This is a genomic window from Ruegeria sp. AH3, from assembly GCF_056536265.1.
Map to the genome: position 1 here is coordinate 783,489 of NZ_JBQFJL010000002.1, position 24,577 is coordinate 808,065.

Annotated in this window: 21 protein-coding genes and 2 pseudogenes; 9 read left to right on the forward strand and 14 right to left on the reverse strand. The window is 54.0% G+C overall.

The genetic code is table 11. The features are described from left to right. Positions 1 to 4: 4 nt before the first annotated feature. Genes nqrE through ACR3EM_RS21130 form a run of 5 tightly spaced genes read right to left on the reverse strand, consistent with a single transcriptional unit; the run spans position 5 to position 4,631 of the window. Positions 5 to 613 (reverse strand): NADH:ubiquinone reductase (Na(+)-transporting) subunit E, encoded by a 609-nt coding sequence (gene nqrE / locus ACR3EM_RS21110; RefSeq protein WP_050603817.1) that lies wholly within the window; start codon positions 611 to 613, stop codon positions 5 to 7. Next, positions 613 to 1,266 carry an NADH:ubiquinone reductase (Na(+)-transporting) subunit D gene (locus tag ACR3EM_RS21115; RefSeq protein ID WP_152460184.1) on the reverse strand — a complete coding sequence of 218 codons (654 nt, stop codon included), beginning with the start codon at positions 1,264 to 1,266 and terminating at the stop codon, positions 613 to 615. Before ACR3EM_RS21115 ends, nqrE begins: the two co-directional genes overlap by 1 nt. Next, a complete protein-coding gene (locus ACR3EM_RS21120; RefSeq protein WP_480471955.1) occupies positions 1,266 to 2,081 on the reverse strand; it encodes a Na(+)-translocating NADH-quinone reductase subunit C in 816 nt (271 codons plus the stop codon). The genes ACR3EM_RS21115 and ACR3EM_RS21120 overlap by 1 nt, the downstream gene beginning before the upstream one ends. Beyond that, the gene (locus ACR3EM_RS21125; protein WP_480472857.1) at positions 2,074 to 3,282 is read right to left on the reverse strand and encodes an NADH:ubiquinone reductase (Na(+)-transporting) subunit B; all 1,209 of its coding nucleotides are present in this window, start codon (positions 3,280 to 3,282) and stop codon (positions 2,074 to 2,076) included. Before ACR3EM_RS21125 ends, ACR3EM_RS21120 begins: the two co-directional genes overlap by 8 nt. A 5-nt stretch (positions 3,283 to 3,287) precedes the next feature. Further along, positions 3,288 to 4,631, reverse strand: coding sequence for a Na(+)-translocating NADH-quinone reductase subunit A (locus ACR3EM_RS21130; protein WP_480472859.1), 1,344 nt, complete (start codon positions 4,629 to 4,631; stop codon positions 3,288 to 3,290). A 298-nt stretch (positions 4,632 to 4,929) separates the two neighbouring features. On the opposite strand from ACR3EM_RS21130, the gene ACR3EM_RS21135 reads away from it, so the two are divergent. After that, positions 4,930 to 6,045, forward strand: a complete 1,116-nt coding sequence (locus ACR3EM_RS21135; RefSeq protein WP_480472861.1) for a THUMP domain-containing class I SAM-dependent RNA methyltransferase — start codon at positions 4,930 to 4,932, stop codon at positions 6,043 to 6,045. 575 nt (positions 6,046 to 6,620) lie between these two features. Here ACR3EM_RS21135 and ACR3EM_RS21140 read toward each other — a convergent pair. After that, entirely contained in the window at positions 6,621 to 7,634 is a 1,014-nt protein-coding gene (locus ACR3EM_RS21140; protein WP_480472888.1) for a nucleotidyltransferase family protein, read from the reverse strand. A 396-nt stretch (positions 7,635 to 8,030) separates the two neighbouring features. On the opposite strand from ACR3EM_RS21140, the pseudogene ACR3EM_RS21145 reads away from it, so the two are divergent. The 6 genes and pseudogenes from ACR3EM_RS21145 to ACR3EM_RS21170 all read left to right on the forward strand — a co-directional run bounded on the left by ACR3EM_RS21145 (position 8,031) and on the right by ACR3EM_RS21170 (position 15,039). Further along, positions 8,031 to 9,381 (forward strand): annotated as a pseudogene (locus tag ACR3EM_RS21145) (IS3 family transposase). A gap of 508 nt (positions 9,382 to 9,889) precedes the next feature. Continuing rightward, positions 9,890 to 11,311, forward strand: coding sequence for a peptidoglycan-binding protein (locus ACR3EM_RS21150; RefSeq protein ID WP_480472863.1), 1,422 nt, complete (start codon positions 9,890 to 9,892; stop codon positions 11,309 to 11,311). Between the two features lie 49 nt (positions 11,312 to 11,360). Further along, the gene (locus tag ACR3EM_RS21155; protein WP_480472865.1) at positions 11,361 to 11,972 is read left to right on the forward strand and encodes a C39 family peptidase; all 612 of its coding nucleotides are present in this window, start codon (positions 11,361 to 11,363) and stop codon (positions 11,970 to 11,972) included. Between the two features lie 784 nt (positions 11,973 to 12,756). Further along, the gene (locus ACR3EM_RS21160; RefSeq protein ID WP_480472867.1) at positions 12,757 to 14,151 is read left to right on the forward strand and encodes a hypothetical protein; all 1,395 of its coding nucleotides are present in this window, start codon (positions 12,757 to 12,759) and stop codon (positions 14,149 to 14,151) included. Then, complete coding sequence (locus ACR3EM_RS21165; protein WP_480472869.1) at positions 14,148 to 14,843, forward strand: hypothetical protein; 696 nt, start codon at positions 14,148 to 14,150, stop codon at positions 14,841 to 14,843. Before ACR3EM_RS21160 ends, ACR3EM_RS21165 begins: the two co-directional genes overlap by 4 nt. Further along, positions 14,812 to 15,039 (forward strand): hypothetical protein, encoded by a 228-nt coding sequence (locus ACR3EM_RS21170; protein WP_480471959.1) that lies wholly within the window; start codon positions 14,812 to 14,814, stop codon positions 15,037 to 15,039. The genes ACR3EM_RS21165 and ACR3EM_RS21170 overlap by 32 nt, the downstream gene beginning before the upstream one ends. A 121-nt stretch (positions 15,040 to 15,160) precedes the next feature. On the opposite strand, the pseudogene ACR3EM_RS21175 reads toward ACR3EM_RS21170, so the two are convergent. The 3 genes and pseudogenes from ACR3EM_RS21175 to ACR3EM_RS21185 all read right to left on the reverse strand — a co-directional run bounded on the left by ACR3EM_RS21175 (position 15,161) and on the right by ACR3EM_RS21185 (position 18,106). Then, positions 15,161 to 16,524: pseudogene (locus ACR3EM_RS21175) on the reverse strand (type IV secretory system conjugative DNA transfer family protein). 75 nt (positions 16,525 to 16,599) lie between these two features. Continuing rightward, positions 16,600 to 17,064 carry a phage regulatory CII family protein gene (locus tag ACR3EM_RS21180; RefSeq protein ID WP_480471961.1) on the reverse strand — a complete coding sequence of 155 codons (465 nt, stop codon included), beginning with the start codon at positions 17,062 to 17,064 and terminating at the stop codon, positions 16,600 to 16,602. A 667-nt stretch (positions 17,065 to 17,731) separates the two neighbouring features. Beyond that, entirely contained in the window at positions 17,732 to 18,106 is a 375-nt protein-coding gene (locus ACR3EM_RS21185; RefSeq protein WP_480471962.1) for a hypothetical protein, read from the reverse strand. A gap of 546 nt (positions 18,107 to 18,652) precedes the next feature. On the opposite strand from ACR3EM_RS21185, the gene ACR3EM_RS21190 reads away from it, so the two are divergent. Further along, on the forward strand, positions 18,653 to 19,948 hold the full coding sequence (locus tag ACR3EM_RS21190) for a hypothetical protein (protein WP_480472871.1): 1,296 nt from the start codon (positions 18,653 to 18,655) through the stop codon (positions 19,946 to 19,948). 277 nt (positions 19,949 to 20,225) lie between these two features. Here ACR3EM_RS21190 and ACR3EM_RS21195 read toward each other — a convergent pair whose 3' ends face one another. Then, positions 20,226 to 20,765, reverse strand: coding sequence for a recombinase family protein (locus ACR3EM_RS21195; protein ID WP_480472892.1), 540 nt, complete (start codon positions 20,763 to 20,765; stop codon positions 20,226 to 20,228). A gap of 323 nt (positions 20,766 to 21,088) precedes the next feature. Here ACR3EM_RS21195 and ACR3EM_RS21200 point away from each other — a divergent pair, with 323 nt between their 5' ends. Continuing rightward, positions 21,089 to 21,394 (forward strand): hypothetical protein, encoded by a 306-nt coding sequence (locus ACR3EM_RS21200; RefSeq protein ID WP_480472872.1) that lies wholly within the window; start codon positions 21,089 to 21,091, stop codon positions 21,392 to 21,394. 260 nt (positions 21,395 to 21,654) lie between these two features. Here the strand turns inward: ACR3EM_RS21200 and ACR3EM_RS21205 are convergent, their stop codons facing one another. From ACR3EM_RS21205 to ACR3EM_RS21220, 4 genes are read right to left on the reverse strand one after another with little or no spacing between them, the layout of a single operon-like run. Then, positions 21,655 to 22,317: a hypothetical protein gene (locus tag ACR3EM_RS21205; protein WP_480472874.1), complete on the reverse strand. Its 663-nt coding sequence runs from the start codon at positions 22,315 to 22,317 to the stop codon at positions 21,655 to 21,657. Next, complete coding sequence (locus tag ACR3EM_RS21210; protein ID WP_480472876.1) at positions 22,314 to 22,922, reverse strand: hypothetical protein; 609 nt, start codon at positions 22,920 to 22,922, stop codon at positions 22,314 to 22,316. The genes ACR3EM_RS21205 and ACR3EM_RS21210 overlap by 4 nt, the downstream gene beginning before the upstream one ends. 41 nt (positions 22,923 to 22,963) lie before the next feature. Beyond that, a complete protein-coding gene (locus ACR3EM_RS21215) occupies positions 22,964 to 23,611 on the reverse strand; it encodes a PH domain-containing protein (RefSeq protein WP_480472878.1) in 648 nt (215 codons plus the stop codon). Further along, positions 23,551 to 24,180 (reverse strand): tetratricopeptide repeat protein, encoded by a 630-nt coding sequence (locus tag ACR3EM_RS21220; protein ID WP_480472880.1) that lies wholly within the window; start codon positions 24,178 to 24,180, stop codon positions 23,551 to 23,553. The genes ACR3EM_RS21215 and ACR3EM_RS21220 overlap by 61 nt, the downstream gene beginning before the upstream one ends. Positions 24,181 to 24,577 lie beyond the last annotated feature (397 nt).

Sequence of the window (24,577 nt, forward strand, 5' to 3'; positions counted from 1 at the left end):
CTCCTTACAGTTTCACGCCGGAGAAGGACATGAAGGCCATCGCCATCAGTCCAGCGGTGATGAAGGTAATGCCAAGACCCTGCAGACCATCGGGAATATCAGAGTACTTCAGCTTTTCCCGAACACCCGCCATCGCGGTGATCGCCAACGCCCAACCAAAGCCGGAAGACAGACCGTAAGTCGCCGCCTCGGCAAAGTTGTAGTCGCGCTCGACCATGAACAACGAACCGCCGAGGATGGCGCAGTTCACCGTGATAAGCGGCAGGAAGATCCCCAGCGCGTTGTAGAGCGGCGGGAAATACTTATCGAGCACCATCTCTAGGATCTGAACCATCGCCGCAATCACGCCGATATACGAAATCAGGCCAAGGAAGGTCAGGTCCACATCCGGGAACCCGGCCCATGCCAACGCGCCCGGTTTAAGAAGATAGTTCAGCAGCAGGTTGTTAGCAGGCACGGTGATGGCCTGCACGACCATGACCGAAATCCCCAGACCCAGCGCGGTCGAGATCTTCTTCGACACGGCGATGAAGGTACACATCCCCAGAAAGAAGCTCAGCGCAAGGTTTTCGACAAAGATGGCCTTTACGGCCAGTGAAATCAGACCTTCCATCAGTGGGCCTCTACCTGCTGGATTTTGTATTCACGCTCTTCCACCTGGTTCGGCTTCCATGTGCGGAAGGCCCAGATGATCAGACCGATGATGAAGAACGCCGATGGGGGCAGCAGCAGCATGCCGTTGGGCACGTACCAGCCACCATTGTTGACGGTCTCCAGAATGGTGACACCGAACAACGACCCGGCCCCGAACAGCTCACGAATGAAGCCGACCAGCAGCAGGATCAGGCCATAGCCCATTCCGTTACCCATACCGTCGATGAAAGACGCGACCGGGGGGTTCTTCATCGCAAAGGCCTCGGCGCGGCCCATCACGATGCAGTTGGTGATGATCAGGCCGACGAAGACCGACAGTGTTTTGGAAATTTCAAATGCATAGGCCTTGAGGATCTGGTCTACTAGGATCACCAAAGACGCGATGATCACCATCTGCACGATGATCCGGATCGAACCCGGGATCTGATTGCGCAGGCATGAGATGAAGAAGGACGAGAACGAGGTCACGAAGATCACCGCCAGCGCCATCACCATCGATACCTGCAGTGACGAGGTCACCGCCAGCGCCGAACAGATGCCCAGCACCTGCAGCGTGATCGGGTTGTTGTCGACAAGCGGGTCGACCAGCATCTCTTTCTTGGTCTGAGACATCAGAGCTCTCCTGCTTGCAGTTTGGCCAGGAACGGGGCGTAGCCCGCGTCGCCCATCCAGAATTTCACCAGGTTATCGACACCGACCGAGGTCAGCGTGGCGCCTGCCAGCGCGTCGACATAGAAATCAGGACCTGCTGCGGGTTGCGACTTGGCAACGGTAATCTGCAGATCACCTGCATCGTCACGCAGCTTCTTGCCGTTCCACAGCGCTTTCCAGCGTGGGTTGTCCACTTCGGCACCCAGACCGGGTGTCTCGCCGTGCTGATAGAACTGAAGGCCAAAGATATCGTTGCCATTGTTTTCCAGCGCGATGAAGCCATAGAGCGTAGACCACAGGCCATAACCGTGAAGCGGCAGGATTACCTTGTCCAGCGCGCCTGCGTCATCACGCAAAAGATAGATCACGCGGTATTTAGACTTGCGTCCGATCCCTGCCGGGTCATCATCCAGAGCGACGCTCAGTTCTGGATCGCTGGCAGCGGCGATATCATCGAAGGTGGTCGGGTCGAACTGATCGTCTACGAAATCACCGGTAGACAGTTCCAGTACATGCGGTTCAAAGGCGGCGAATGCCTCGGTCACGTCAATGCCCGGTTCGTAGATGCCGGCGACCTGCAGAACGTTGACCTGTTTATCCTTCAGTCGGTTGACTTCCTGCACCGGGCGCAGGCTGACCGCAGCGGCGGACACGACCATCGAGGCAACAAGGCAGACGGCTACGGCAATAAAGATCGTCTTGCCAACCGAGTCCGGCGAAGCCGCTAGAAATTTGGCGATCGCGCCTTTGGGTTCGTTGGATTGCGTATCAGACATGGCGACGCGCCCTCCGTTTGATGTTGGCCTGGACGACGAAATAGTCGATCAGCGGCGCAAAAACGTTTCCGAACAAGATTGCCAGCATCATACCCTCGGGGAAAGCCGGATTGATGACGCGGATCATCACAACCATGATACCGATCAGCGCGCCATAGATGTAGCGGCCCATGTTGGTGTGGCTGGCCGAGACGGGCTCGGTTACCATGAACGCCAAGCCGAAGGCATAGCCCCCAAGAACGATGTGCCAGTACCAGGGCATCGCGAACATCGGGTTGGTGTCCGATCCGATCAGGTTCAGCAGCAGCGTGAAGCCGATCGTACCTGCCAGACAGCCCACGATCAGGCGATAATTGGCAATCTTGGTCGTCAGCAGGAAGGCCAGACCGATCATACAAGCCAGCGTCGATGTCTCACCAAAGCTGCCCTGGATTTGCCCGAAGAAGGCGTTGGCCCAGGTGATCCCATCAGCCGCCAGCGCCTGAACGCCCTCAGCCGCAGTAATGCCCAACGCGGTCGCGCCGGAGAAGCCATCAACCGGGGTCCAGACCGAATCTCCCGACATTTGTGCGGGATAGGCGAAGTACAGGAACGCACGCCCCACCAGAGCTGGGTTCAGGAAGTTTTTACCTGTGCCGCCAAACACTTCCTTGCCGATCACGACACCGAATATGATCCCCAATGCAACCTGCCACAAAGGCGCGGTCGCAGGCATAATCAGTGTGTAAAGCATTGAAGTAACAAGGAAACCTTCGTTCACCTCATGGCCCCTTACGGTGGCGAAGATGACCTCGAAGATACCGCCTGCCACCAACGTGGTGATGTAAATCGGTAAGAAATACATCAATCCATGCATCACATTGGCGAATATGCTGTCAGGGTTCAGCGAGATCCCGAACATCTGCAGGATCGCAATCCGCCAGCCGGTCGCTGAATCTGGTCCCAACGCGGCAATGGCTGAATTCGCCTGATAGCCGGTGTTGTACATCCCCCAAAGGATACAAGGGATCGTAGCGATCACGACATAGGTCATGATCCGCTTCATATCTACGTAAGAGCGCGCATGCGGCGCGACAGTCGTGACGGTTTTCGGAGTGTAGATAAAGCTCTCCACCATCTCATAGATGGGGAAATACTTCTCGTACTTGCCGCCTTTGGTAAAGTTCGGCTCAATCCGATCGAAGAAGCTGCGCAAACCCATGTGGATCAGCCCTCCTTTTCAATCTTGGTGAGGCAGTCGCGCAGCGCCAGCCCGTATTCATATTTTGCCGGGCAGGCAAAGCCCACAAGGCCCAGATCTTCTTCGTCCAACTCCAACGCACCCAGTGCCTGCGCGGTATCGGTATCCATCACCAAGAGCGCGCGCAGCAATTGTGTGGGCAGATAATCCTGCGGCATCAGCTCTTCGAACACGCCCGTCGGCACCATGGCGCGGCGGCCACCGTTCAGGTTCGAGGTGAACGCATAGAGCTTCTTGGCAAAGGCCGAGCCCAAAACAGGCTGTACCGAGTATTTGGACGGCATCGGACGAATCCAACCCATCGGGATTTGATCATGGTCTTCACGAATAATGCTGATCTGTCGCGCGAAACGGCCGAGATAGGCTGTCGGCCCTTCAGCATGCCGCCCGGACAAGATCGAACCCGAGATAATCCTCGCGGTACCGTCGACAGATACTTCGTCTCGGGTCAGGTCATCGGTCGATGCGCCCATCACGGTGCGGATCAGGCGCGGTTGACGTGCCCCCGGCCCTGCCAGCGCAATCACGATATTCTGGTCCAGATGACCGGTCTGCATCAGGCGACCAATCGCGATCACGTCCTGATAGCCAACGGTCCAAACCTGCTTGTCCCCGGCCAGTGGCTCGAGGAAATGAATGTGCGTTCCCACCAGACCCGAGGGGTGCGGCCCGGAAAACGCAGCAGCTTCAACGCCCGGTAAATCTGCTCCGGGAACCGATGCTCCCTCTTGCTGGCACAGATAAGTCGTGCCTTCAGTCAGCTTTGAGACGGCTGCGAGACCTTCTGCAAACGCTTCACCGGCATCTGAAATGATCAATGCCGCATCGCCTGCCAGCGGATCACTATCCATCGCGGTCACGAAAATCGCAGCGGGCTTGGTGCCCGGCTCAGGCATCTTCGAATAGGGGCGTGTGCGGAAAGACGTCCACAGCCCGGCGGCGCACAGCTTGGCCGCGACACCTTCGGCGGTCTCGGAGTCTCCGATGCCCGAGAAATCCACGCCACCATCATTGGCATCAGAGACCTCGATCACGACACTCTGCAATATTCGGCGCGCCCCGCGATTGATCGCCACGACCTTGCCGGTCAGCGGCGCAACCATCATCGCATCAGGCGCATCCTTATGACAGAATAGCGGAGTGCCACGTTGGACCGCATCGCCCTCTTGCACCAGCATTTTGGGCTTGAGACCGATATAGTCTCCTCCCAGAACCGCGACCGACGAGAACTCGGGCCCCGGCTGGATTTTCTGTTCGGGCGCGCCCTCAACCGGCAGGTTTAGCCCTTTTTTGAGTTTGAAAGTCTGCATGTCGCTCTGTTCTTCCAAGCCTTCTTCCCTGCGCCCCGAAATCCGGGCTGTTGCTTTGGTATGTCCGCACCCGGCAATGGGGCGCGATGCGTTGACACGCATCCAAGACACCGGTCGCGCGCGCAGGCGCAACTTCAATCCACGCTCCTTTACGCAAGCGTGGCTCGAAACGCAAACCTGTTACCGCTGAAACTGGCATGCAGGCACCACTTTCGTTGGAATTGCGTCAAAATGCCAGCGAATTGCGTCGCGGAATTTGCCAGTCGCGTCCGCAGATCATCCGGTGTAAGCATCCGAGATGGAAAATACTGAAGATCTCGAGATATTTCTTGTCGCCACACCGGGCCTCGAAGCCCCCTTATGCGCCGAAGCTCGTGAACGCGGCTTTGCCGGCGCACGCATCACCCCCGGAGGCGTGACATGCCGCGGTGACTGGCCCGAGGTCTGGCGCGCAAATCTGCAGCTGCGTGGGGCAAACAAGGTTCTGGTTCGCCTGGGCAGTTTCCCAGCGGTTCATCTGGCGCAGCTGGACAAACGAGCGCGCAAGTTTCCATGGGCAGAACATTTTCGCCCGAACGTACCGATCAAAGTCGAAGCCACCAGTCGGAAATCCCGCATCTATCACGCGGGCGCAGCGCGTCAGCGTGTCGAGAGGGCGATATCCGAAACGCTGGGCGCTCCGATCTCAACCGAAGCTCCCATAAGGGTTCTGCTGCGAATCGAAAAGGATATCTGCACATTTTCAGTCGACAGTTCAGGCGAGCCACTGCATAAGCGCGGCCATAAACCCGCCGTTGCAAAAGCCCCAATGCGCGAAACCATGGCCGCAATGTTCTTGCGCGAATGCGGGTTTGACGGATCCGAACCGGTTCTAGACCCCATGTGCGGATCTGGCACCTTCCCGATTGAAGCGGCTGAGATTGCTCTCGGCCTGAATCCCGGTCGGACCCGCACCTTTGCGTTCGAATATCTGGCATCATTTGACCGGAATACCTGGCAGGATCTGCGACAAAATCCGGCAGCACCCGCACTGGAGTCGATCTATTTCGGCTCTGATCGCAATGCAGGTGCCATTGAGGCCGCAACTACCAACGCAGATCGCGCCGGTGTCTCCAATGTCACCCGTTTTCAACACCGCTCGATCAGCGACATCAAACCACCTGAAGGACCTGAAGGCCTCGTGATCGTGAATCCTCCTTACGGGGCCAGAATTGGCGATGAAAAGCGACTGCGCTCGCTTTATGGCACATTGGGAAAGGTATTAATGAGCCGCTTCCTAGGCTGGCGCGTCGGCATCGTTACCACAACCCCGGGACTTGCACGCGCCACCCGCCTTCCGATGTTGCCACCGGGACCGATCGTTGACCATGGCGGCACCAAAATTCGCCTATATCGTACTGATCCGCTGACTTAACGTCGTAGAGAAACCTACTGTTATCGACATTGTTTAGTCTCTGTTTCGCACCAAATGGTCCTTTCCAACCGCAGTGGTTCGCTTCCATAAGACCGGGGGTGCGTAATACAGCCCCGACCGAGGAAGAAGCGCGATGGACCACTAAATATACCGTAGAAGAGGTGCTTGCCGTCGATCCTCCCTCGCTGAAGTCGTCCGCGTTGTATTTGGGAAAACGGAGGATCCGCCATGTCGATGTCATCGGTATGAGCTGTCATACCCATGTCGAAACGGACACCCAAGGCAACTTCGTAGAGGCGAGCCTACGTGCTGCCCTCGTGGAGGCACGAAAGGCAGCTTTGTCCGACTACGTAGCGGAATGGGCAGGCGGCCCTGTGGGCGCCTTGTTTTATTGGTCGGAATGAGAGGATTCGAACCTCCGGTCCCTGCCTCCCGAAGATCGGTGTAGATGGCCAAGCCATTGATTTTAGGTCATAGAAGCGCTGATTTTCAGGCAGCTTTACCAATCCAACCAGTCCTGCCCCGGTTCGACAGGTTCATTGAACCAAGGAGAACTGTCTACTATCGCGCGCTCCTTACTGTTCTTGTAGCAGGCGCTGTATCTTTGGCATCCGGCTCAGGCTGGCTTTGATCCGGGAGCGCCACTTAGGGCCACGAGAGAGAGCATCTTCGTAGGCGTCCTGCAACTCATCGGGCCGATCTTCAGCAAGCACGTCAATCAGGAACGCTGCCTGACGCCGATCTTTTTCAGCCTTGAGGCTTTCTTCGCCGAGACGACGATCTGCAACGATCAGCTTGTGGATGGCATAACGCTCGGGCTGCGGGATCTGCACCAATACGCCACTACGGTAAGTGACAGCAGCTTTGATCGGTTCTGCGATCAGGTAGTTCAAATGGTGCAGCCCTTGTGCATCCACACCCAAAGCAGGCAGTTCGCGCACACTTTCATCCTCACCGAAGGATGGCGTGAGAAACTCGACGAGTGTATCGCCGCGCGTCTGTTTCCAGCGCCAGGTGCGACCAGCCTTGAGACTGGGCTGCGGAGCGAAGTCAAAATCGCCGAACACATTCTCAAGTGGTGGGAATGCGGCATCCTCCAGCACCAGTGACAATCTTGAGAAGCTAGCGATGTCGATGTCATCGGTGTGAGCCGCCATATCCATGTCGAAACGGACACCCAAGGCACCTTCGTAGAGGCGAAAGGCATGGGTGCCCACAATGGTGCCTCCGAGACGAAATACACCGGACGCCGCCATCGCCGAAAGCATGCTGCCTGTCGCCGCATCCAAGCCCAGAAAACCTTCAGCTCTGAGAAGCCGCACGAGGCGTGTCCGGCTACGGCGTCGCTCTTCCTGGCGAGCCTTCAAAGCCTTGTGCTGCTCCAACCTTCCCTGCAAGTCTTCGCTGTCCTCACCGATGTAGCGCTTCTTGACATCAGAGCCGATACGGTAAGTGTCATACCAGTAGGTCCTACCGTTTCGTTCGACACGCGTGGGGATGCCCCGGATGTCCGAAACAGCATCGTCCTGCAAGGACCGCAGAAGGTCGTGATAGGCAGCATGCGCTATGGATGAGTGGTGCGTGAACATCTTTATCCCTGCTGTGTTCAACAGATTCAATTTTTGTTGAGCATGCCTGATGTTCAACAAAAAATAAAGATGTTGAACATCCCGCGTTTCCTTCCGCACATCCCCAACCTTAGTATCGCTAAAGAGAAGACATGCAGTTTGCGCTGGAACAGGCGATTGGCCGGGCAGCAGCTGAGGCGGTTGTGGAAGTATTTGGCGAACCCGTTAATAGAAACGAAATTGGCTGGCTCCAGGCGATCCGTGAGGCCTCAAACAATACCGATCCCAGGATAATCAGCAGGTTACACGCAGCGATCAACGCGACTTTCGGGTGTCCGCCATCAGCACCCATGGAACAGACTAGGTTGATTGCGTAGCGGAGGATTTCAGGCTCATCGTAACCATCAGAGAGTGGAGATGAGAATGAAATCCGGGAAACAGAAAGCGTCAGTAGAGAGAGTTGTCAAAGACATCCGCAGGAAGACACGGCGCCAGCATTCGGCAGAGGAGAAGATCCGTATTGTGTTGGATGGGCTTCGTGGTGAAGACAGCATAGCGGAGCTGTGTCGCCGTGAAGGAATAGCTACGAGCCTGTATTACAGCTGGTCGAAAGAGTTCCTTGAGGCCGGTAAGAAGCGGTTGGCTGGCGATACCGCACGCCAGGCTACCAGCTCTGAGGTGAAGGATTTGAGAGCGGAATCGTCGGCGCTGAAAGAGGTAGTCGCCGACCTGACCCTTGAGAACCGGCTGCTCAAAAAAAGCATGTTCGAGGATGGTGGAGACGACGAATGAGATATCCCGCATCCGAAAAGCTTGAGATCATCCGGCTGGTTGACGGTTCGCACCTGCCGATCAAACGCACACTGGAAAAGCTCGGCATTCCCAGAACGACCTTCTACCGCTGGTACGACAGGTATCTGTCTTTCGGCGAGGCCGGGCTTGAGGATCGCCATTCTCGGCCGGTAGGGTTTGGAACCGCATCCCCGACAAGGTGCGCAAGCAGATCGTGGAACTGGCTCTGGAAGAACCCGAGTTATCGCCCCGCGAGCTTGCGGTGCGGTTCACCGACACCAGGCGCTACTTCGTTTCTGAGGCCAGTGTTTACAGGCTTCTGAAGGCACAAGATCTGATCACTAGCCCAGCCTGCATCACCATCAAAGCGGCGGATGAATTCCATGAGAAGACTGTGCGGCCGAACCAGCTTTGGCAGACCGACTTCACCTATCTCAAAGTCATCGGTTGGGGCTGGTTCTACCTGTCTACGATCCTGGATGATTACAGCCGTTACGTTGTCTCTTGGCGCCTTTGCACCACGATGAAAGCTGACGATGTCACAGGAACACTGGAAGACGCTTTGGCTGCATCAGGTTGTGACAGTGTCACCGTTGCCCACAAGCCCCGGCTGCTCAGCGACAACGGCAGCAGTTACATCTCTGGCGAGTTGGCGAAATGGCTGGATGAGCAGGGTATGGATCATGTTCGGGGAGCGCCCAACCATCCGCAGACCCAGGGCAAGATTGAGCGATGGCATCAGACGATGAAGAACCGTGTCCTGATGGAAAACTACTATCTGCCAGGAGCGCTCGAACAGGCCATCGGCGACTTCATCAATCACTACAACCACAACCGATACCACGAGAGCATCAGCAATCTGACACCCGCCGATGTCTATTTCGGTCGAGCCGAAACAATCCTCAGACGCAGAAAGGAAATCAAACACCAGACAATCCAGAAACGCCGCTTGCTGCATCATCAGAACGCGGCGTAGATTGAAACTACGGCGAGCCTGATCCTCCTAAGCCAATCAAACGCTCGTGTTCCAAATCATTCGATGACGGACACACAATACGGATCTTCTCCTCTGCCGAATGCTGGCGCCGTGTCTTCCTGCGGATGTCTTTGACAACTCTCTCTACTGACGCTTTCTGTTTCCCGGATTTCATTCTCATCTCCACTCTCTGATGGTTACGATGAGCCTGAAATCCTCCGCTACGCAATCAACCTAGTCTGTTCCATGGGTGCTGATGGCGGACATGCTGCGGACCGAACAAACTAGTAGAATGAGCGACAAAGCGGACCATCAGGATAGAGGGAAATTGGTCGTTTCTTCAACCTGCATGCAAACATAATAAGCCCAATTAAAAAACGGGAAGCATGTCAAGATTCACCCGAACATGTCTAGAGTTCAATGTGAAGCCCCTAGTTGACGCACAGGCAGTTATTCGGTTTGATGTTGAAAAATTTTATCAAGAACCTGACTTGTAGAAAGACACAGTTTGGACCGTCGAGTTTCTACCATTCTAGCAACCGATATGGTTAGCTTTAGTCGCTTGGTCGAACTGGACGAAACCGGCACAATAACCCGACAAAAGCGGCATCGGCTCGAAATTGTTGAACCTACGACTGCCGCTTTCAATGGAAAGTTCATAAAATTCACAGGAGATGGTTGGTTCGCAGAATTTTCGTCTGTCGTTCAAGCCGTTCAATGTGCCGTCGTTATCCAACAGGAAATTGAAACTCGCGAGGAGTCATTCCCAAAGGAAAAGCGAATTGCTTATAGGATGGCCATAAACCTAGGAGACGTGATCTATGATGATGGTGATTTCTACGGAGACGGAGTCAACATCGCAGCACGGCTCGAAAGCTTAGCTGAACCTGGCGGGTTGGTTGTCTCTGGAACTGCGTACGATTTGCTCAAAAACCAAGTTGAAGTCACTTATCTACCTCTTGGTACTCAAAAACTAAAAAACATAGCTACTCCCGTTCGAGTATACGCAGTAAATCCCAAAGGGGGAAAACTTGGAGTTCAAAAGCGTTCCCTAACTCAGATAGTATATTCGCTTTTTCTAGTCGGTCTATTCAGCGCCTGCGGGGTTGTTGGCTACTTTGTTTTGTGGCCGGAATCGCTCTCCCCATCAAACCAACTAGAGCAAACAATTTTGAGCGCACAGGAAAAGTTGCAAGATCTGGGTATTTTAGACGACTACATGCCGGGACAAGTGAGTCAAAGCTTCAGAAATGCAGTCGCTGACTACCAAAAGTCGATTGGCATCACTGATACCGGTATTCTTGACAATGAGACACTCGAGGCACTTTCCGTTACAAATCACGTCTCGGAAACACTCGTAGGTGAACTTACTGAAGCGCAGGAGGTCAGCCGAAAGCTCTCTCCAGAACTTCTGTCTTTAAAGAATTCTGATCCGAGATTGGTTCAAGCTTCAGTAGCTCTCGAAGGGATGCGGCTTACATATGGCTACTTCAATCATCACCTATATGTTGTAGCACAGCCGCCGACGCTAGTTTCATGGCTCGAAGCAAAAGCCTTCGCCGATCAAGCAAACGGCTATTTAGCCTCGATTAGCACAAAAGAAGAAAACGGATATATTTCGGACTTGGTTTCGCGTGATCCTGCTTATTGGCATATGGACGGCATCGGAACGTCGTGGATTGGCCCGACAATAGGCTTGATCCAAATCGAGAACTCTAAAGAACCATCTAGTGGTTGGACATGGGACAGTGGCGAGGAAGTCGGATTTACTAACTGGCTTCCAGGGCAACCAAACAATTGGAACAATGAAGAGTATACCACCGTGTATATGAACGTTAGGCGCAATCGGAACAGTGAAACACCTAGGTTTTCCAACAAGTGGGGAGATTATTGGGGAAACACTAACTCGTTTGTTGTGGAAATTGAATAGATTGAGGTATTGAATGCACTTTCAAAGGTCAGGCCTACTATCAGCTTTGTTGATTTTCGTTACCTCTCTGTGTTGGGCGACATATTCGAGCGCAGAAATCAGTTGGAAACAAGGCTCAATTTCTCACCGAAAGCTTCCTTCGCCGCAGGTTTCTGAAACGATTGTACGTTTGGATGTGCCCCATATTCGTCAGGGACCTAATCTCTGTGTGCCAACATCTGCGGCGATGGTTCTTCGCTATTTTGGTGATGCTGCCGATCCACGACAACTCAAGGCCTTAGCGGAAGGCCACAAGCCAATAAGCCAGCGAAACAAAGACTTTACATATTGGCGTGACATGAACTACGCACTTGGAAAAGTTGGTTATAGGTGGAAGATACAGAGCTATCCACGCACCAGCTCGGGATTTGCTTCCGGCCTCAACAGGATCAAGCGACATCTGAAAAAGGGGTTGCCGGTGTTGATTGAAGTCCATCAAGATGCTGGTCACACTTTTGTGTTGATGGGGTTTAATGACACAGAGCAAGTTGTCTACGTGCGCGATCCCAACCTTCCGAAATCTCAATCACGTATCATCACCTATGCGTCGTTGCGCGATAATTGGCACAATCATAAGTTCGATAAATCTCGCAGCGCCTTTTTCGCATATCCAAAAAGATGACAATTGGCCGTTTTGTTTACGTTGGCTCTGAGCCGGAAAAACTAGTTGGAAATTGCTCGCCAGAGGTCCGCTCTGTCCGCGCAGGAGGCACTAGGCTGTTAGAACCGCGTTAATGTCCTACTGAATATGTCAAATGACTGCTCTGAGCCGAGGCTGTGTGAAAACTCTGACGGTCTAGCAAAATACGACGAAAGCACCCTCTATGTGCATTCTCTGGCGCTTCTGGGAGAGCTTTTACACAGGCGCTTAAAACGAGCACGACGAGAGAGCTCGTGGGCCAGAGTTTTCACACACCCTCAGCCCAAAGCAGACCTCCACCGCACTTTGTGGCTTTGCTCTCAGCGCGTTGCAAACCGCGCAAACCGGACGTTCAGAGCCCGACGCTAAATAGCAGCTGAGCGGGACTGAGCCGCCTTTGCCTCTCCAGAAACGAACGTCCGAACCGCGCTTAGCGACAGCAATGAAAATCAGGAATGGCACATTTTGACTTTGGATGCGGGTGCAGCAATCCAGTTAGGTGTAATAACTTTCGAGCTTGTTTAGTCGCCATAGAGTTTTTGGAAAACGAAACAAGGCACACACCTTCTGTACTTGGTCAACAGAAATGTGCGGGAATTGTCATGAACACTTCCTCAACATTGCATTTTCTGGGAGGTTCTCAAAAAAGTTTTGTTAAGACATCAAGGCCGTGCAAGAGTTCAATAAAATAAACGTTTTCCTTGCGATAGCACTTCTGAAGAGGTGGCGGTGCTCTCGCTCCTAATGATTAATCAGAGGGTTTAGCGTGCAAGAACTTAGCTTTTGCGGCGAGAATCGCCATGCCGACTTAGAACGGCTGAAGAGTGCCTATGAAGAAGTCGCAGAAGCCGCGAGGCAGCTAAAACCCGGCAAACCAGTGGAAAAACCAATTAACCGCGTAGTGATGATCCACGCGGAAAGAGGATTGGGTAAAACCCGGTTAGCAATGGAGTTGTATCGACACCTGACAACGGAATGTGATCCGGAACATTATTGGCCTGATGACTATGCTCGGTTAGCTGAACGCGTTGCGGTGATGCCAGAAGCCGAGAACAACCAGTTCAACTACAGCGCAACCTCGAATTTTGTCTGGTGGGGTCTTGCAGTTGCCGATGGCCCCAACCCCGGTAATACTGTCTTCAACGGCCTGGAAGACTTGCTTCCTCACCTCACTGCAGCACAACTATGGGCGCGCCGAAAGTCAAGCAAACGTGCGCTTGTTGTTGAGGCATTAGATCTGGCGTCTGAAGTTGGTATCGAAATTGCGGATGCTTCGATAGAAGTCGCCGGTGAAGCCATCGGCATAGGGTTGATCAAGCGCATCGGCGCGAGTGTTTTGAGTATCGGGTCAATTGTCAAAAAGCACATAAACGACGGCGATGCTCCTTTGGATGCTGCTGGGAAAAGGATCGATTCTGTTGTTTATGGCGTTATTGCCGATTTGTCCCGCCTCTTTTCACCTGCTTCAAAGGGGTTTGTTGGGGTTCCGCTTGTTGTGCTAATTGACGACGCGCAGTTTGCTGACAGGGATCAAGCAACAGCAGCATTTACCGAAAAACTAATCGCGACGAGCACCAGGGAAGGATGGCCTTTGTTGCTTATTCTCACACATTGGAGCCGCCAGCTTCTTAAGTGGCGAGATGGGCAGAACGTTGAGCAGCCCCGCAGTAAAATCGCCGAGGTCTTGCACCACGCAAGCAGTCGCAGATCGAGCGATCCCGGGCCATTTACAGGGGTCGGTGGTGATACTTTGTCAGAACAGCGCTATGTCCAAATTGATCTTGGAGAACCTGTTGATGATCTAACGCCAGCCTTGAAGAACCAGTTTCCGGGGCTTTCGGAACAGATCGTTGAGCGAATTGTTGAGAAGAGTGGCGGGAACCCACGCAAATTGGAGCAGATTGCCGCCAGAATGAAATCACGTCCTATCTGGTTTCAAGACATGGATCAGCAGGCAGATCTGACAGAAGATGGTTGCGAAAAGGTCCGGAGTTATCCGAACTTCCAATCGATGAAATCGTTCTTGAACGGCTGCACGACACCGCTCCTGATGCAAGGCGGGCCTTGCTCTTGGCAAGTGTACTGGGAAGCCGCTTTGTGGTCAGTCTGGTCGACCGGCTGTCCGAGGCGCGTTTTGAAACCGCAGCGCGTGGCGGATTGAAAGACGGGGAAATCCGCTACCGATTTGTGCGCGATGTTGTCGATCAGTCCCGCAATGACATCGCGCGTTTCACGGAACGGCTTTTTGCAGAGGCTGCTGAAACCTACCGGCACTCTGGTATGGCCTCGGTCAGCCTCGAGAACTGGCCGAAGGAGGGTGAGCTTTATCAGATACTGGATGAATTGCTTGGAGCATTGGTCGAAGAACCTGGTTCTTTTGACAGATTATCACATGATGATCTTGCGCACGCCCTTGCTTTGGCGTCGGATCGTATGTTGCTCGCAGGCTCACCCCAAACGGGTTTGGCTCTTGCCCGACTTGTGCATATTCAGAACAAACTCGGAAACTATGAAGGGGCTTATGAAGCTGCGGAGCGGTTCAGCAAAGAGCATGAAGGTGGCTCCGGCTCATCTTGGGTACTGGGTAATACCCCAGTTAACTTGTTGGGTAACGTAGCCGATACTCTGGTGCGGAAGGGTCATAGAGTTGCGGCGACACGCATTTATGAGGAACTCTTATTCAAGCATAAAACACTCGCTGCGCGCGATCCGGACAATGCGGGCTGGCAGCGCAATCTTTCGGTCAGCCACGACAAGTTCGGAAAATATGCTGGCGGCCACAGGGGACCGCCCGGGAGCGCTTTCAGAGTACCGCAAGGCCATGGAAGTCCGCGCCACACTTGCTGCGCGTGATCCGGACAATGCGGACTGGCAACGTGCTTTGATAATCGCCCATGTCAAACTTGCGGAAGCAGGCAGTAACGCCGCCGCGGAGTACAAGGCCGCTCTTAGTATTGCGCAGAAACTTTGTCAGGAAGGGCGTTTGCAGCCTTCAGACCATTGGATGCTTGAGGATCTTGAGAAAAGAATGCAAAAAGCAGAAGGTTAAATCGGGGTGCTGCAAAAACACCACTGTCACGAAACGCGCGACCGCGACTCTGTTTTCCGAAGCTGATTGGAACAGAAAAAGTCACTTTAGCCCGAACGTAACTAGGGGTGGAGGGAACCAACTAGAAAGGGATAGGATCAACGCACGCGCCGCAATCTGGCTCAGGGCGTTCGGGAGCTTCTTTGAGCAGCTTGCTTAAAGCTGCATTTGCTTCACTTGGCTTTGGCTTTTTTCTTTCGACCTTGAGTTGCGGCTGCGAGCGGACACGTTCTACCACGCGATTAACGTCCGGGCGTGTAAAGGCACAAGGCGTTTCGCCGAGCTCAACGAAATACCCGCATTGCTTCAGATCGTTTTCGACTGTTCCATAAAGCGGCGCAAAGGCTTCTTCGGCGAGGAAGGACTGGCGACCGAATACAGTGTGGTAGCGGCAGTTATTGAAAAGCGTCTGCCAATCCTGAGGGTAGCAGGCCTGAAGTTGTTGGGGATCTTGCCAGAAGGTCCAGCACTTTACTCCATAGCTGCGCAGCAGGGTCACCGAAGTGAGCAAAAAATCCATTGGCCCCAATTGCGCGGCCTCGTCAATGAGAAAAAGCGTTTCGCGTTTGACTTCATTAACCTGTCGAACACGCCAACCAATCAAAGCTTCCATCCAGACTCGGACAAGCGCGGAATGGCTGCGTAAATAAACAGGTGGTAGGACCAGATAGATAGTTACACCATTATCCCCATCCAGTTTTTCCAAGGGAAAGCTTGTGGCGCTGGTTGCTTTTCGAACGGCTTCGCCCCTGAAGACTTCGGTGTGGCTTCGGGCGGATGCCAGAATACAGGCCACTGTTCTGTCTGCTTGTGTCGGTAGGGAATGGGCTCCGCTTGAAACCAGATTGTTTTTGGATCGCGCCATATCGCGGATGGTGAGCCCAAAATCTTTCAGGCTTTGGTTCAGCAGATAGTTGATTTCGTGTAGGGTTCGCAGCCCCTTCGGGCTTTCATACTGTGTGTAGAGCAGCAGTTGGGCAACCAGGTTTCGCGCACTGATATCCCAAAACGGTTCCAGATCGCTCACCCTATTGATGACAGATGCCGCTAGACTTTGGGCATCTTCCAATGTTGGCTCCTTGCCCAAAACAAGGTCCATTGGGTTCAGGCTTTCTGCTTCAAGGCCAGTAATCCCGAAGGGGTCCAGAATGATTACGTCCTGACCCATGGCCTGCCGCGCGCCGCTGTAGCTTTCGTTAATTCGCCCTTGGGATCAAAGGCCACAACGGACCCGGGGTAATCCAGCAAGGTGGGGATGGCCAATGCCCAAGTCTTACCGGAGCCCGTTGGCGCAAAGCTGATAAGGTGGCCTTCTGCTCCGGTGCGGATTTCCTGTGTTGTCGGCTCACTCGGTGTGCGGTTGGAAAACCCTGTGTTCTTGTGTTGTGGCGTGGTGAAACCTAACCGAATGCTAAGAGGATTATGTTGGCCGGAAGAACTATCCATTGGGGCTCCTTGCTTTTCGGGTGGAGCATGGGAAATGAGTGTTTCCGACGTCTGGCGCAATCAATTTGACGCGTGTTATTTTGACATGCTGCGCTTTTTAGATGCTTCGGCAATGTGCAGACGCAAGGCAACAAGAGCGCGTTCAGCCTCTTCTATCTCGGCCTGAATGGTTAGGGCTTCTTGATGATCCACCCGGTGATCTGCGAGTGCAAGATGCATGGCGCGCATCACTTCTGTTGCTTCAAGAACGATACGGTTGGTGGCTCGGTATAGGTTTTCTTCGTCGTCGCGCCCGCTGGATTCGATACGGTCGCCTGCTACAAAGTTCGTCTCTTCGAGGAAGTAGCCCACAAGCCGCGCGTCAGGCATGGCAGAAAGCAAGTCCTTTATTTCATTTGCCGAGAACACTGTCCGGTTGCGCAGACGGGCGTAAAAGGCATCGTATTCCAGACCCATATGCCGCGCGACCTCTTTTGAGCTGAATTGGGCTTCGGTCGTCAGAATTCGGTGAACGAGTGAAGCAAAGTCATTTCCGCGCATATGTCCTCCAGACCCAACCCTTTATTCTTACAGGGTGCATCGGAAAGGCGTTGGAGTCTATGAGACGTTGGGGTGCTGCGATTGTTGGGATGTCAAATTAGTCTTCCCCCACTGAAGTTGTCTTCGGCTATGTGCCAATAGCTTTGGATGGTAAAATAGGGGTCTTTTTCCTGTATTAGGCTCCAATATCAGAATAAAGCGTCAACAGGGCCAGAAATCTGGCCTTGCCCAATGTCAGTTGGTGCTTGAGTAGCGGTCGTTTGTGCACTGAGCAGGATCCGGAGCTTTGGGGCACTGAGCTGCCATTCTCTGCAGCGGGTTCAGACAGGTGGTTTGAGCCCTGAGCAGCCTTTGCCGTACCGCTAAGTTGCCGCAGAGGCATTCGGCAGGTCTCAGCCCGAAGCGGACTTTCAATACGAGACTCTGCAAGTGCGGATTGCGGGCTTTACTGCTTTCCGCATCTTTGCTCTTGAATGGTGCAATAGCTCATTAATGGACCCGATTAAGCCGGCAAATCCACATTTCTAGGCAGCAGTGTCAACATCTGGTTTGGCGGGCAGCAGTGTTGGGATCAGTCTTATTAACTGGTTAGAAAATGGTAGAGGCGTGATGTTCAGAACGTCTTGTAATCGATTTGCTCTAGAATCCATCGCATCTCGCATTCCTACTATTGTTGCAACTGAACAAGAGCATTGAAGTCACAAGCAGCCCCGTGGTGGTAACTGCATTCTGGCCCTTCCTGTGTCTGAAAGCTCGTCGCACTCTGAGGAATGAGGGCAACCGCGCACTGCGACTCGTCATAGAGGTCATCGACCAGAAAGAGCTGTCCCTTGTCATTGCGCGCCAGAATGCCCTCCACGAAGCCAAGGCAGCCATTGGCGAGGATTGTGATGTCTCCCCGCTTGTTGTTGATGTTCACGACCACGGTCGTGCTGGCCTGCGTGGCTCCGCTGTAATTACCGTTCCGTATTTCTTGGGCGTGAGAAGCCGTTGGCACGGATAGCGCAATAGCAGTAAGTGTTTTCCAGTTTGCGGGTATCATGAATAGCCCCTTTTAAGTTGGTTTCGGCTGAAAATGGAACGGCCCACATCCAAAGAGGCCGCCCCGAAAAAACTTTTCGTCTTCTTCATGTGAACACGATCATCTTGGTGTCATCCAATTCTGCGCAGGGCCTGTATAGACTGTCGCGGGGGACCAGCGTGCGAAGAACTGAAGCCCATCTGCGGCAAGTTTGGGACACGCCAGAGCCCGGAAAATTCCCTAGCCTTTCCGTTTTTGCTACATCGCGCAATCTCAAAACAGCTTTCCGGACTGTCATAGACCGGCTTTGGACCGAATGCCAGCCGTCCAGGCTGAGCGATGTTGCAGCAACCTGCATCGCCATTGCACGACACCGGAAGCATCCGTCAACGCATAGTGTACCGACGCGTAAGGGGTTGCCAACAAGAAACATTTCGAGTGATCTGCTAAACAACATGCACAGATGTGAAAATTTTTGACGCGTCTCAAATGTGAAGATTGCGCCGTTCGTAAATTTAGAGCCGGTTTCGAGTTCGACTATGTACCTGAGTAAAATGGGATAGAATCATGAAGCATATTGTAGCTGCAACAGCGGTGTCGTTTACCTTCTTGTTGGGGCAAGGCGCACAGGCGCAGGAACAAAACGGTGGGTTCTATGCGGGTAGTGTCGGTCCCAACGCTAAGCCTGAAGGCTTTATTGAATTGGCAATTGGCGAAAATGCAGGCCGTTTTCGGCTGGTTCACAAAGTACTTCGGTGCAACGGTTTATTACGGAAATCGGAAGCCAGTAAAAATTGGGTGTCTGTACCTGACCCCCAAAGCTGTCCTGAATCTTTTTTGATGAATGTCGAACTAGCGGACAGTGTCGCGTCGATAGATGTTTCCGCGGGCAACAAATCTGCGGAGTTTTCTGCCGAGCGGATATTGCCACTTTCTGTTACGTCAGAAGCAAAAAGCCCCGCAAACCTCGACGTATTGGGACTTGAAGTCGGTATGAGTAAAGAGGATGTCATACAAATATTGATCAACGAGCGCGGCTATAGCGAGAGCCCCGCCGACAAAAATTACCCTGCTAACGGGGCATTCATCCTCTCAAATCTTAGCTGGTTCTCAACCAGACCTGATGGTCAATCTTACACTTTACCAACCACCAACCTGGACTTGATACAACAAGGTTCGATGCGAGATGCCCTAGAAAACAACCCTCGAATAGAAGGAATGCAGTTCGTTTTGGATGAGGCCAACCCTGGCGATGAGAGAATTTCTGTTGGCTTTTTGGATAATCGAGTGTTTGCAGTTTTTCGGCAACTCTCTGTTGATAAGAACTCTCTGGATGCTGTCTACGCGGCCATGAACGAAAAATACGGCTCCTTTGAAAAAGGGACTTACGCGGGGCGCGGCGATTTAGGCGACGTCGCCTATAGTGAGTTTTTTATGGGTGCCGATCCGAACCGCGGCGCTCAAGTATTTGGAGGTTCTCGCGAGGGCAGATGGGGTGCTTCAAGCTATCGCTCAGATGCCACGTTAATCGATCAGAAACTGATCGCGAATTTGCATCGTGAACCAAACATCAAAGACGGTTGCATGATTTCTTTCCGCTTTGATGCAGTCGATGTGGTTTTTGCAAATAAGGTTAGTCTTCCAATTCCATCTAACTGCGCCACAGATGCTTTTTTTGGCATTCGGGAACAGAACCGTTCGGACAAAGACAAGGCTTTTATTGCAATTTACCAAGCATTTGGCGTCTTGGATGCCCATTTCGAAGCAACGCTCGCATTTCACGAAGATAATTGGCTCGACGAGCTTCAGAAAATCCAGAACGATGCCGAAACGCAAGTAGAGACAATAGTACCTGAGCTGTGATGTGAAAAAGCCCGACTTGCAGGCAATAACGGGTTCTGGCGTTTTCGTGATTGCCTTGCAGGATACCTCTTTTGATTTCTGGTATTTGTGATTTCCAGCGAAATATGTGGGATCGTTAGGTTCGTCGCAAAATCACCTTTCTTTGAACTAAAGGTAGCATCGGGCTGCTGCTCGGAATTTGCAAAGTCCGCTTCCTGCGCAAAGCTGACCTCGGTAGGGCTTAATATTGCAAGAGCAGCGAACGGCAGCTGTGTGGCCGTTGTGTCTACATCTACGTTCAGTTGCCTTGCAATACCCGATAAACCGACGCCCGCCCAATCCCAAGCTCACTAGCTATCTCCGTAGCCCCCATCCCAACTGCGTGCAGTTGAGCAACCCGATCACGGTCTATGGTGGCTCTGCGGCCCTTATAGACGCCTTTGGCCTTCGCTCGGGCAATACCTTCGGCCTGGCGTTTGCGGATCATAGATCGCTCGAACTCGGCGAAGGCGCCCATCAGATGCAGTTGCAGCTTTGACAGCGGATCGTCTGCATCTGGCGAGAAGCGCAGCCGCTCTTGCAGAAATTCAACCGTGACTCCCTTTTCGTTCAGCTCGTCTACGATGCCTTCTAGGTCGCGTAGGTCTCGGGCTAAGCGATCGAGGCTGTGAACGATGACCTCATCGCCCTCTCGGGCGAAGTCGATCAATTCTCGAAGCGCTGGCCGATCACGGTTCGCACCGCTCAGCTTCTCTTCAAAGACCTTTTCACACCAGTCGAGCTCTTGCCGGTCCAAGTTCTGATCTGTCGTACTGACTCTGCGATATCCGATTTTCATTTTCACACCGTGTCTCGTTTGGCTCTAGACTCGATATAAGAATCACTTCGGTAATTACAAGACACTTAATTGATACGTTTTTAGTGTCTCATCGCTTCGTTTTGGTGGGGTGTACCCTAACGAGACCAGCGCCCAACAACTTTTTTCGATGATGAATTTGCGAATGTGTACGGCATTGTCTGTCGGTTTGTATTCCGATGTCCAGATTGTCAGTCGGTTCGGCCTAGATAATTCAATCAGATATCGATTTGGCGACAGACAGACGCAATACAATGTCAGCAGTGTCTGGCATTGTAAGCCATTGTCAGAAAACAACAAACTACATGACTAAGAGACTTCTCCTGCCTAGTTTTTGTCATGACAGGAGAAAGGAGAACCGAATGTCAGAAAATGAAGAGACTTACTTTCGCCGGGCAGTCGCTGGAGCGCGCGCTTTCAAAGAAACAGAAGAAACGGAATTGTCGCTAGAATGGATCGACGATCTCGAAGGCATCGCGATCAACGGAAGCCACGAGTATTCAATCAAATCTCTCAGAGAGCTAGACAGGCTTGCAAAATCTGAGAACGAAGAGATCAGTGCAAAGGCCAAAGAGGCGCTCGAATTGGCGCTGGAGTTGATCAAAGTCTGAGAGGCTCTGGCTTCTCTAACAGTGTGCGGGGGCCGGTACATTCCGACCCCGCCCCCTGGGGTATAGACCGAAATTTCGCCGAAAGCCTGTGCACCGACCGCGAAGAAAAATGCATGGGTCTGAGACTTTTGAAGTTTGTCAGATGTTCGTTTGGTGGTTTCTACCGCTCCGGAGGGGAGGAGGGAACCGCGCTTGAGAACCAGCGCGAGTGGGCGGGCTCCATCAATGGATGGTCCGCATAAGCCACCTGTCACAGGCTTTCATTCACCCGTTCCACCAGTTGAATGATCGTCTAGGCCACCCCCTCCTTCACTCCCGATAGTACCACCGCCGCCATCTCCGTCCGAACCGCCGCTGCCATCACCGCTCGACCCGCCGCCATTCCCTTCCTCACTGCCCGAGGCACCGCCATCCCCGCCGGATGTTCCACCCGCGCCGCCCGATGATTGATCGCCATCACCGCTGCCAGATCCGTCGTCCGACACGCCGGACCCGTCATCGCCCCAGCCGGATCCCTCGATGCCGCCGCCGCCGTCCTCGGCTCCGGAGCCATCGGATTCGCTCCATCCAGAGCCCTGGATTTCACCGCCGCCGGTATCGCCGGAGCTTTCGCCGCCCGTACCACCGGATTCGGAAGAATCGGCATCACCCCAACCCGACCCCTCGATCGAGCCACCGCTGCTAGAACCTGCGTCGCCTGATGTGCCCTGCTCCGATGTATCGTCTCCTGAGTTGGCACCGGCTTCATCGCCGTCTGCTGTGCCATCCTGCGCGCCAGATTCGCCATCAGTGTCCGAAGTCTCAGTGTCCGGTTGCGCCTCGTTGGAGTCCCCTCCGGAGGAGAGCGCCTCGGAGATCGCGTTGCCAAGTACGCCTGAGACCGTACCGAGCCCGATGGCCCAAGCGGCAGCCTGAGCGGTCATGCCACCGCCCGCCGCGGCGCCTGCACCTGCTGCGGCGCCACCGCCAACGCCAGCGCCTGCGGCCGCGCCAGAAGCGCCTCCACCTGTGCTCGCGCCGCCTCCCGCGGCGCTTCCGGCACCAGCACTTGCTCCGCCACCTTCTGCACCCGCTGCTCCGCCTGCACCGGCACCACCTTCTGCTCCTGCGGCTCCGCCTGCACCGGCACCTCCAGCAGCACTGGCGCCGTCGCCGAGCGATCCTCGGCACCCGAACCCCCGGTCGCGCCGCCGCCACCCGATGCCGCGTCTCCGCTTCCTCCCGCGGATGAGCCTTCCGGGGCGATTTCACCGGCGATGTCGCTCAACGCTTCGCTTATTGCCTCCTCGACGGCGTCGCCGATTCCAAAAGGATCCGTGACCGCCTCATACGCATCCGTTGCAGCCCCCAGTGGATCCGATGCTGCGTCTGCAATGGCATCAACAACCGCATCCTTTGCGGCTCCTGCCGCTCCCTTGGGATCATCAATCACTTTGCCGATGGAGTCCTTGGCAGCTCCGGCCGCCTCGAGAGCCTTATCCACGGCACCGGAAATCGAGCCCTTCCAATCACCACTGCTTGTTGTCATGTCGCTTCCTCTCCTTGATGAAAGGCTAGGCGTTGCAGCACCTAGCGCCAGACAAGAACGTCGCGCCCCCAACGGCTGGCACGAAGGGCAACCGACGTCTGCCGGATGTTCTCCGCAAGGTTATTCAGCCGTGCACCTCTCGCGATCCCGCTGAGTTGGACGTTGCGCGGCGTTTGTACGCCGATCGTTAGCGTCAATGTCCCGTACCCCGTCAACAGGCCCCACGGACCTCGGTGCACCGTCACGTCCGTGACCCGGGCCAGTTCGACATAGGAGATTTGCCGGAGCAAAATTCCCCGGGCAAGGCGCACCCGTCCCTGACGGATTGTGATCCTCGTCGTCAAAATTCGGAGAATAGCGATCACGGAAATAGCTGCCGCCGAAACTACGGCCACCAAAATGGCTTCGGTTTCGCTTGCTTGTGGAAGGCGAATACCTCCAAGGCGCGCCGGCGCCATGATCAACGCAAAGAAGACGCATCCGCCAACAAAGGCGGGCAAAACAAATATGTTGCCCGGGTGTGCCAGCAGTGCAGGCCTGCGGTCGAGAACAACGCTTTTAAGGAGCTTGGCGATTTCGGCAGAAATCGGATCGCGATCGGATTCGACCATCGCAATAAAGGGATCTTCTACCAGCCTTGATCTGCGTATGAGGCGGCCAATCCCCAACAGGAAAACAACGACCGCCACAGAATCGGAGCGAAGAGGCCGAAATCGCCCATTTCCGGCAGAAATTCGTCAATTACCCATGCCAACAGGCCCCAGACAGCTATGGACAGGACCGCGATGCCGATCATGGCGCACGCCATTGCCAAAGAGCTTCTCCCGTTGTCCTCGGCTTCGCTCGCTGCGGATTGCGGCGGTGAGGCTTCCGCACCCGCCTCGGCAGGATATTGCGGCCCGGACAGGTCGGGCGACGGAACTGGCGGGGTGCAAAGCCGAGATAATCCATCACGCGCTTCAGGAAATCCGGGCCGGGATTCCAGCGCCTTGCGATAGTGCGCTTCGGCTTCGTTTGGAGCCGTATCATGTAGCAGCCTTGCAAGCTGGAAATGCGCATCAGCGGAGTTGGGAGCTAACTCGAGAGCCTGAGTGAAATTCTTCTTTGCTTCCTCGGTCAATCCGCGCTTCACCTGAATCATGCCGAGACCAAACAGCGCATCGGGCCGTGCGGACGGAATGTTGAGCAAGGACTTCGTGACGGCTTCAGCTTGACCAAGGTCGCCGTTCCGATACAGATCCTGGGCGCGCAGAAGCAATGACTGCGCCGAAGGCGATGTAGAATCCTGATCTTTGTTTATTTCTGCCAATTGCCCAAAACCTCGAAACCGATAAAGAAATGCAGCTCGATAACCGGATGAACCCGGTGACCCACGAGTTTGAAACATCATTATTGTAGCCGAAATTCGTTCAGCAGACCACAACCGTTGAAGGACTGCATCGTGCTCTCATCAACTGGAAGGCCGTTAATCGCTCGTGCGGGGCATTGCTCGGGTGCCAAATATCACGACACGGCACGCCCTCTTCCAGACATGGATTTGTCAATGCGCGCGCGATGGTCCTAGTTGGTGAGGTTCGAACCTCGATTTTTGCACGGCGTTGAGCACATTCGCTGGATCTGTAAACGGCCATTGCTCATTCTGGAATTCTGTTCTG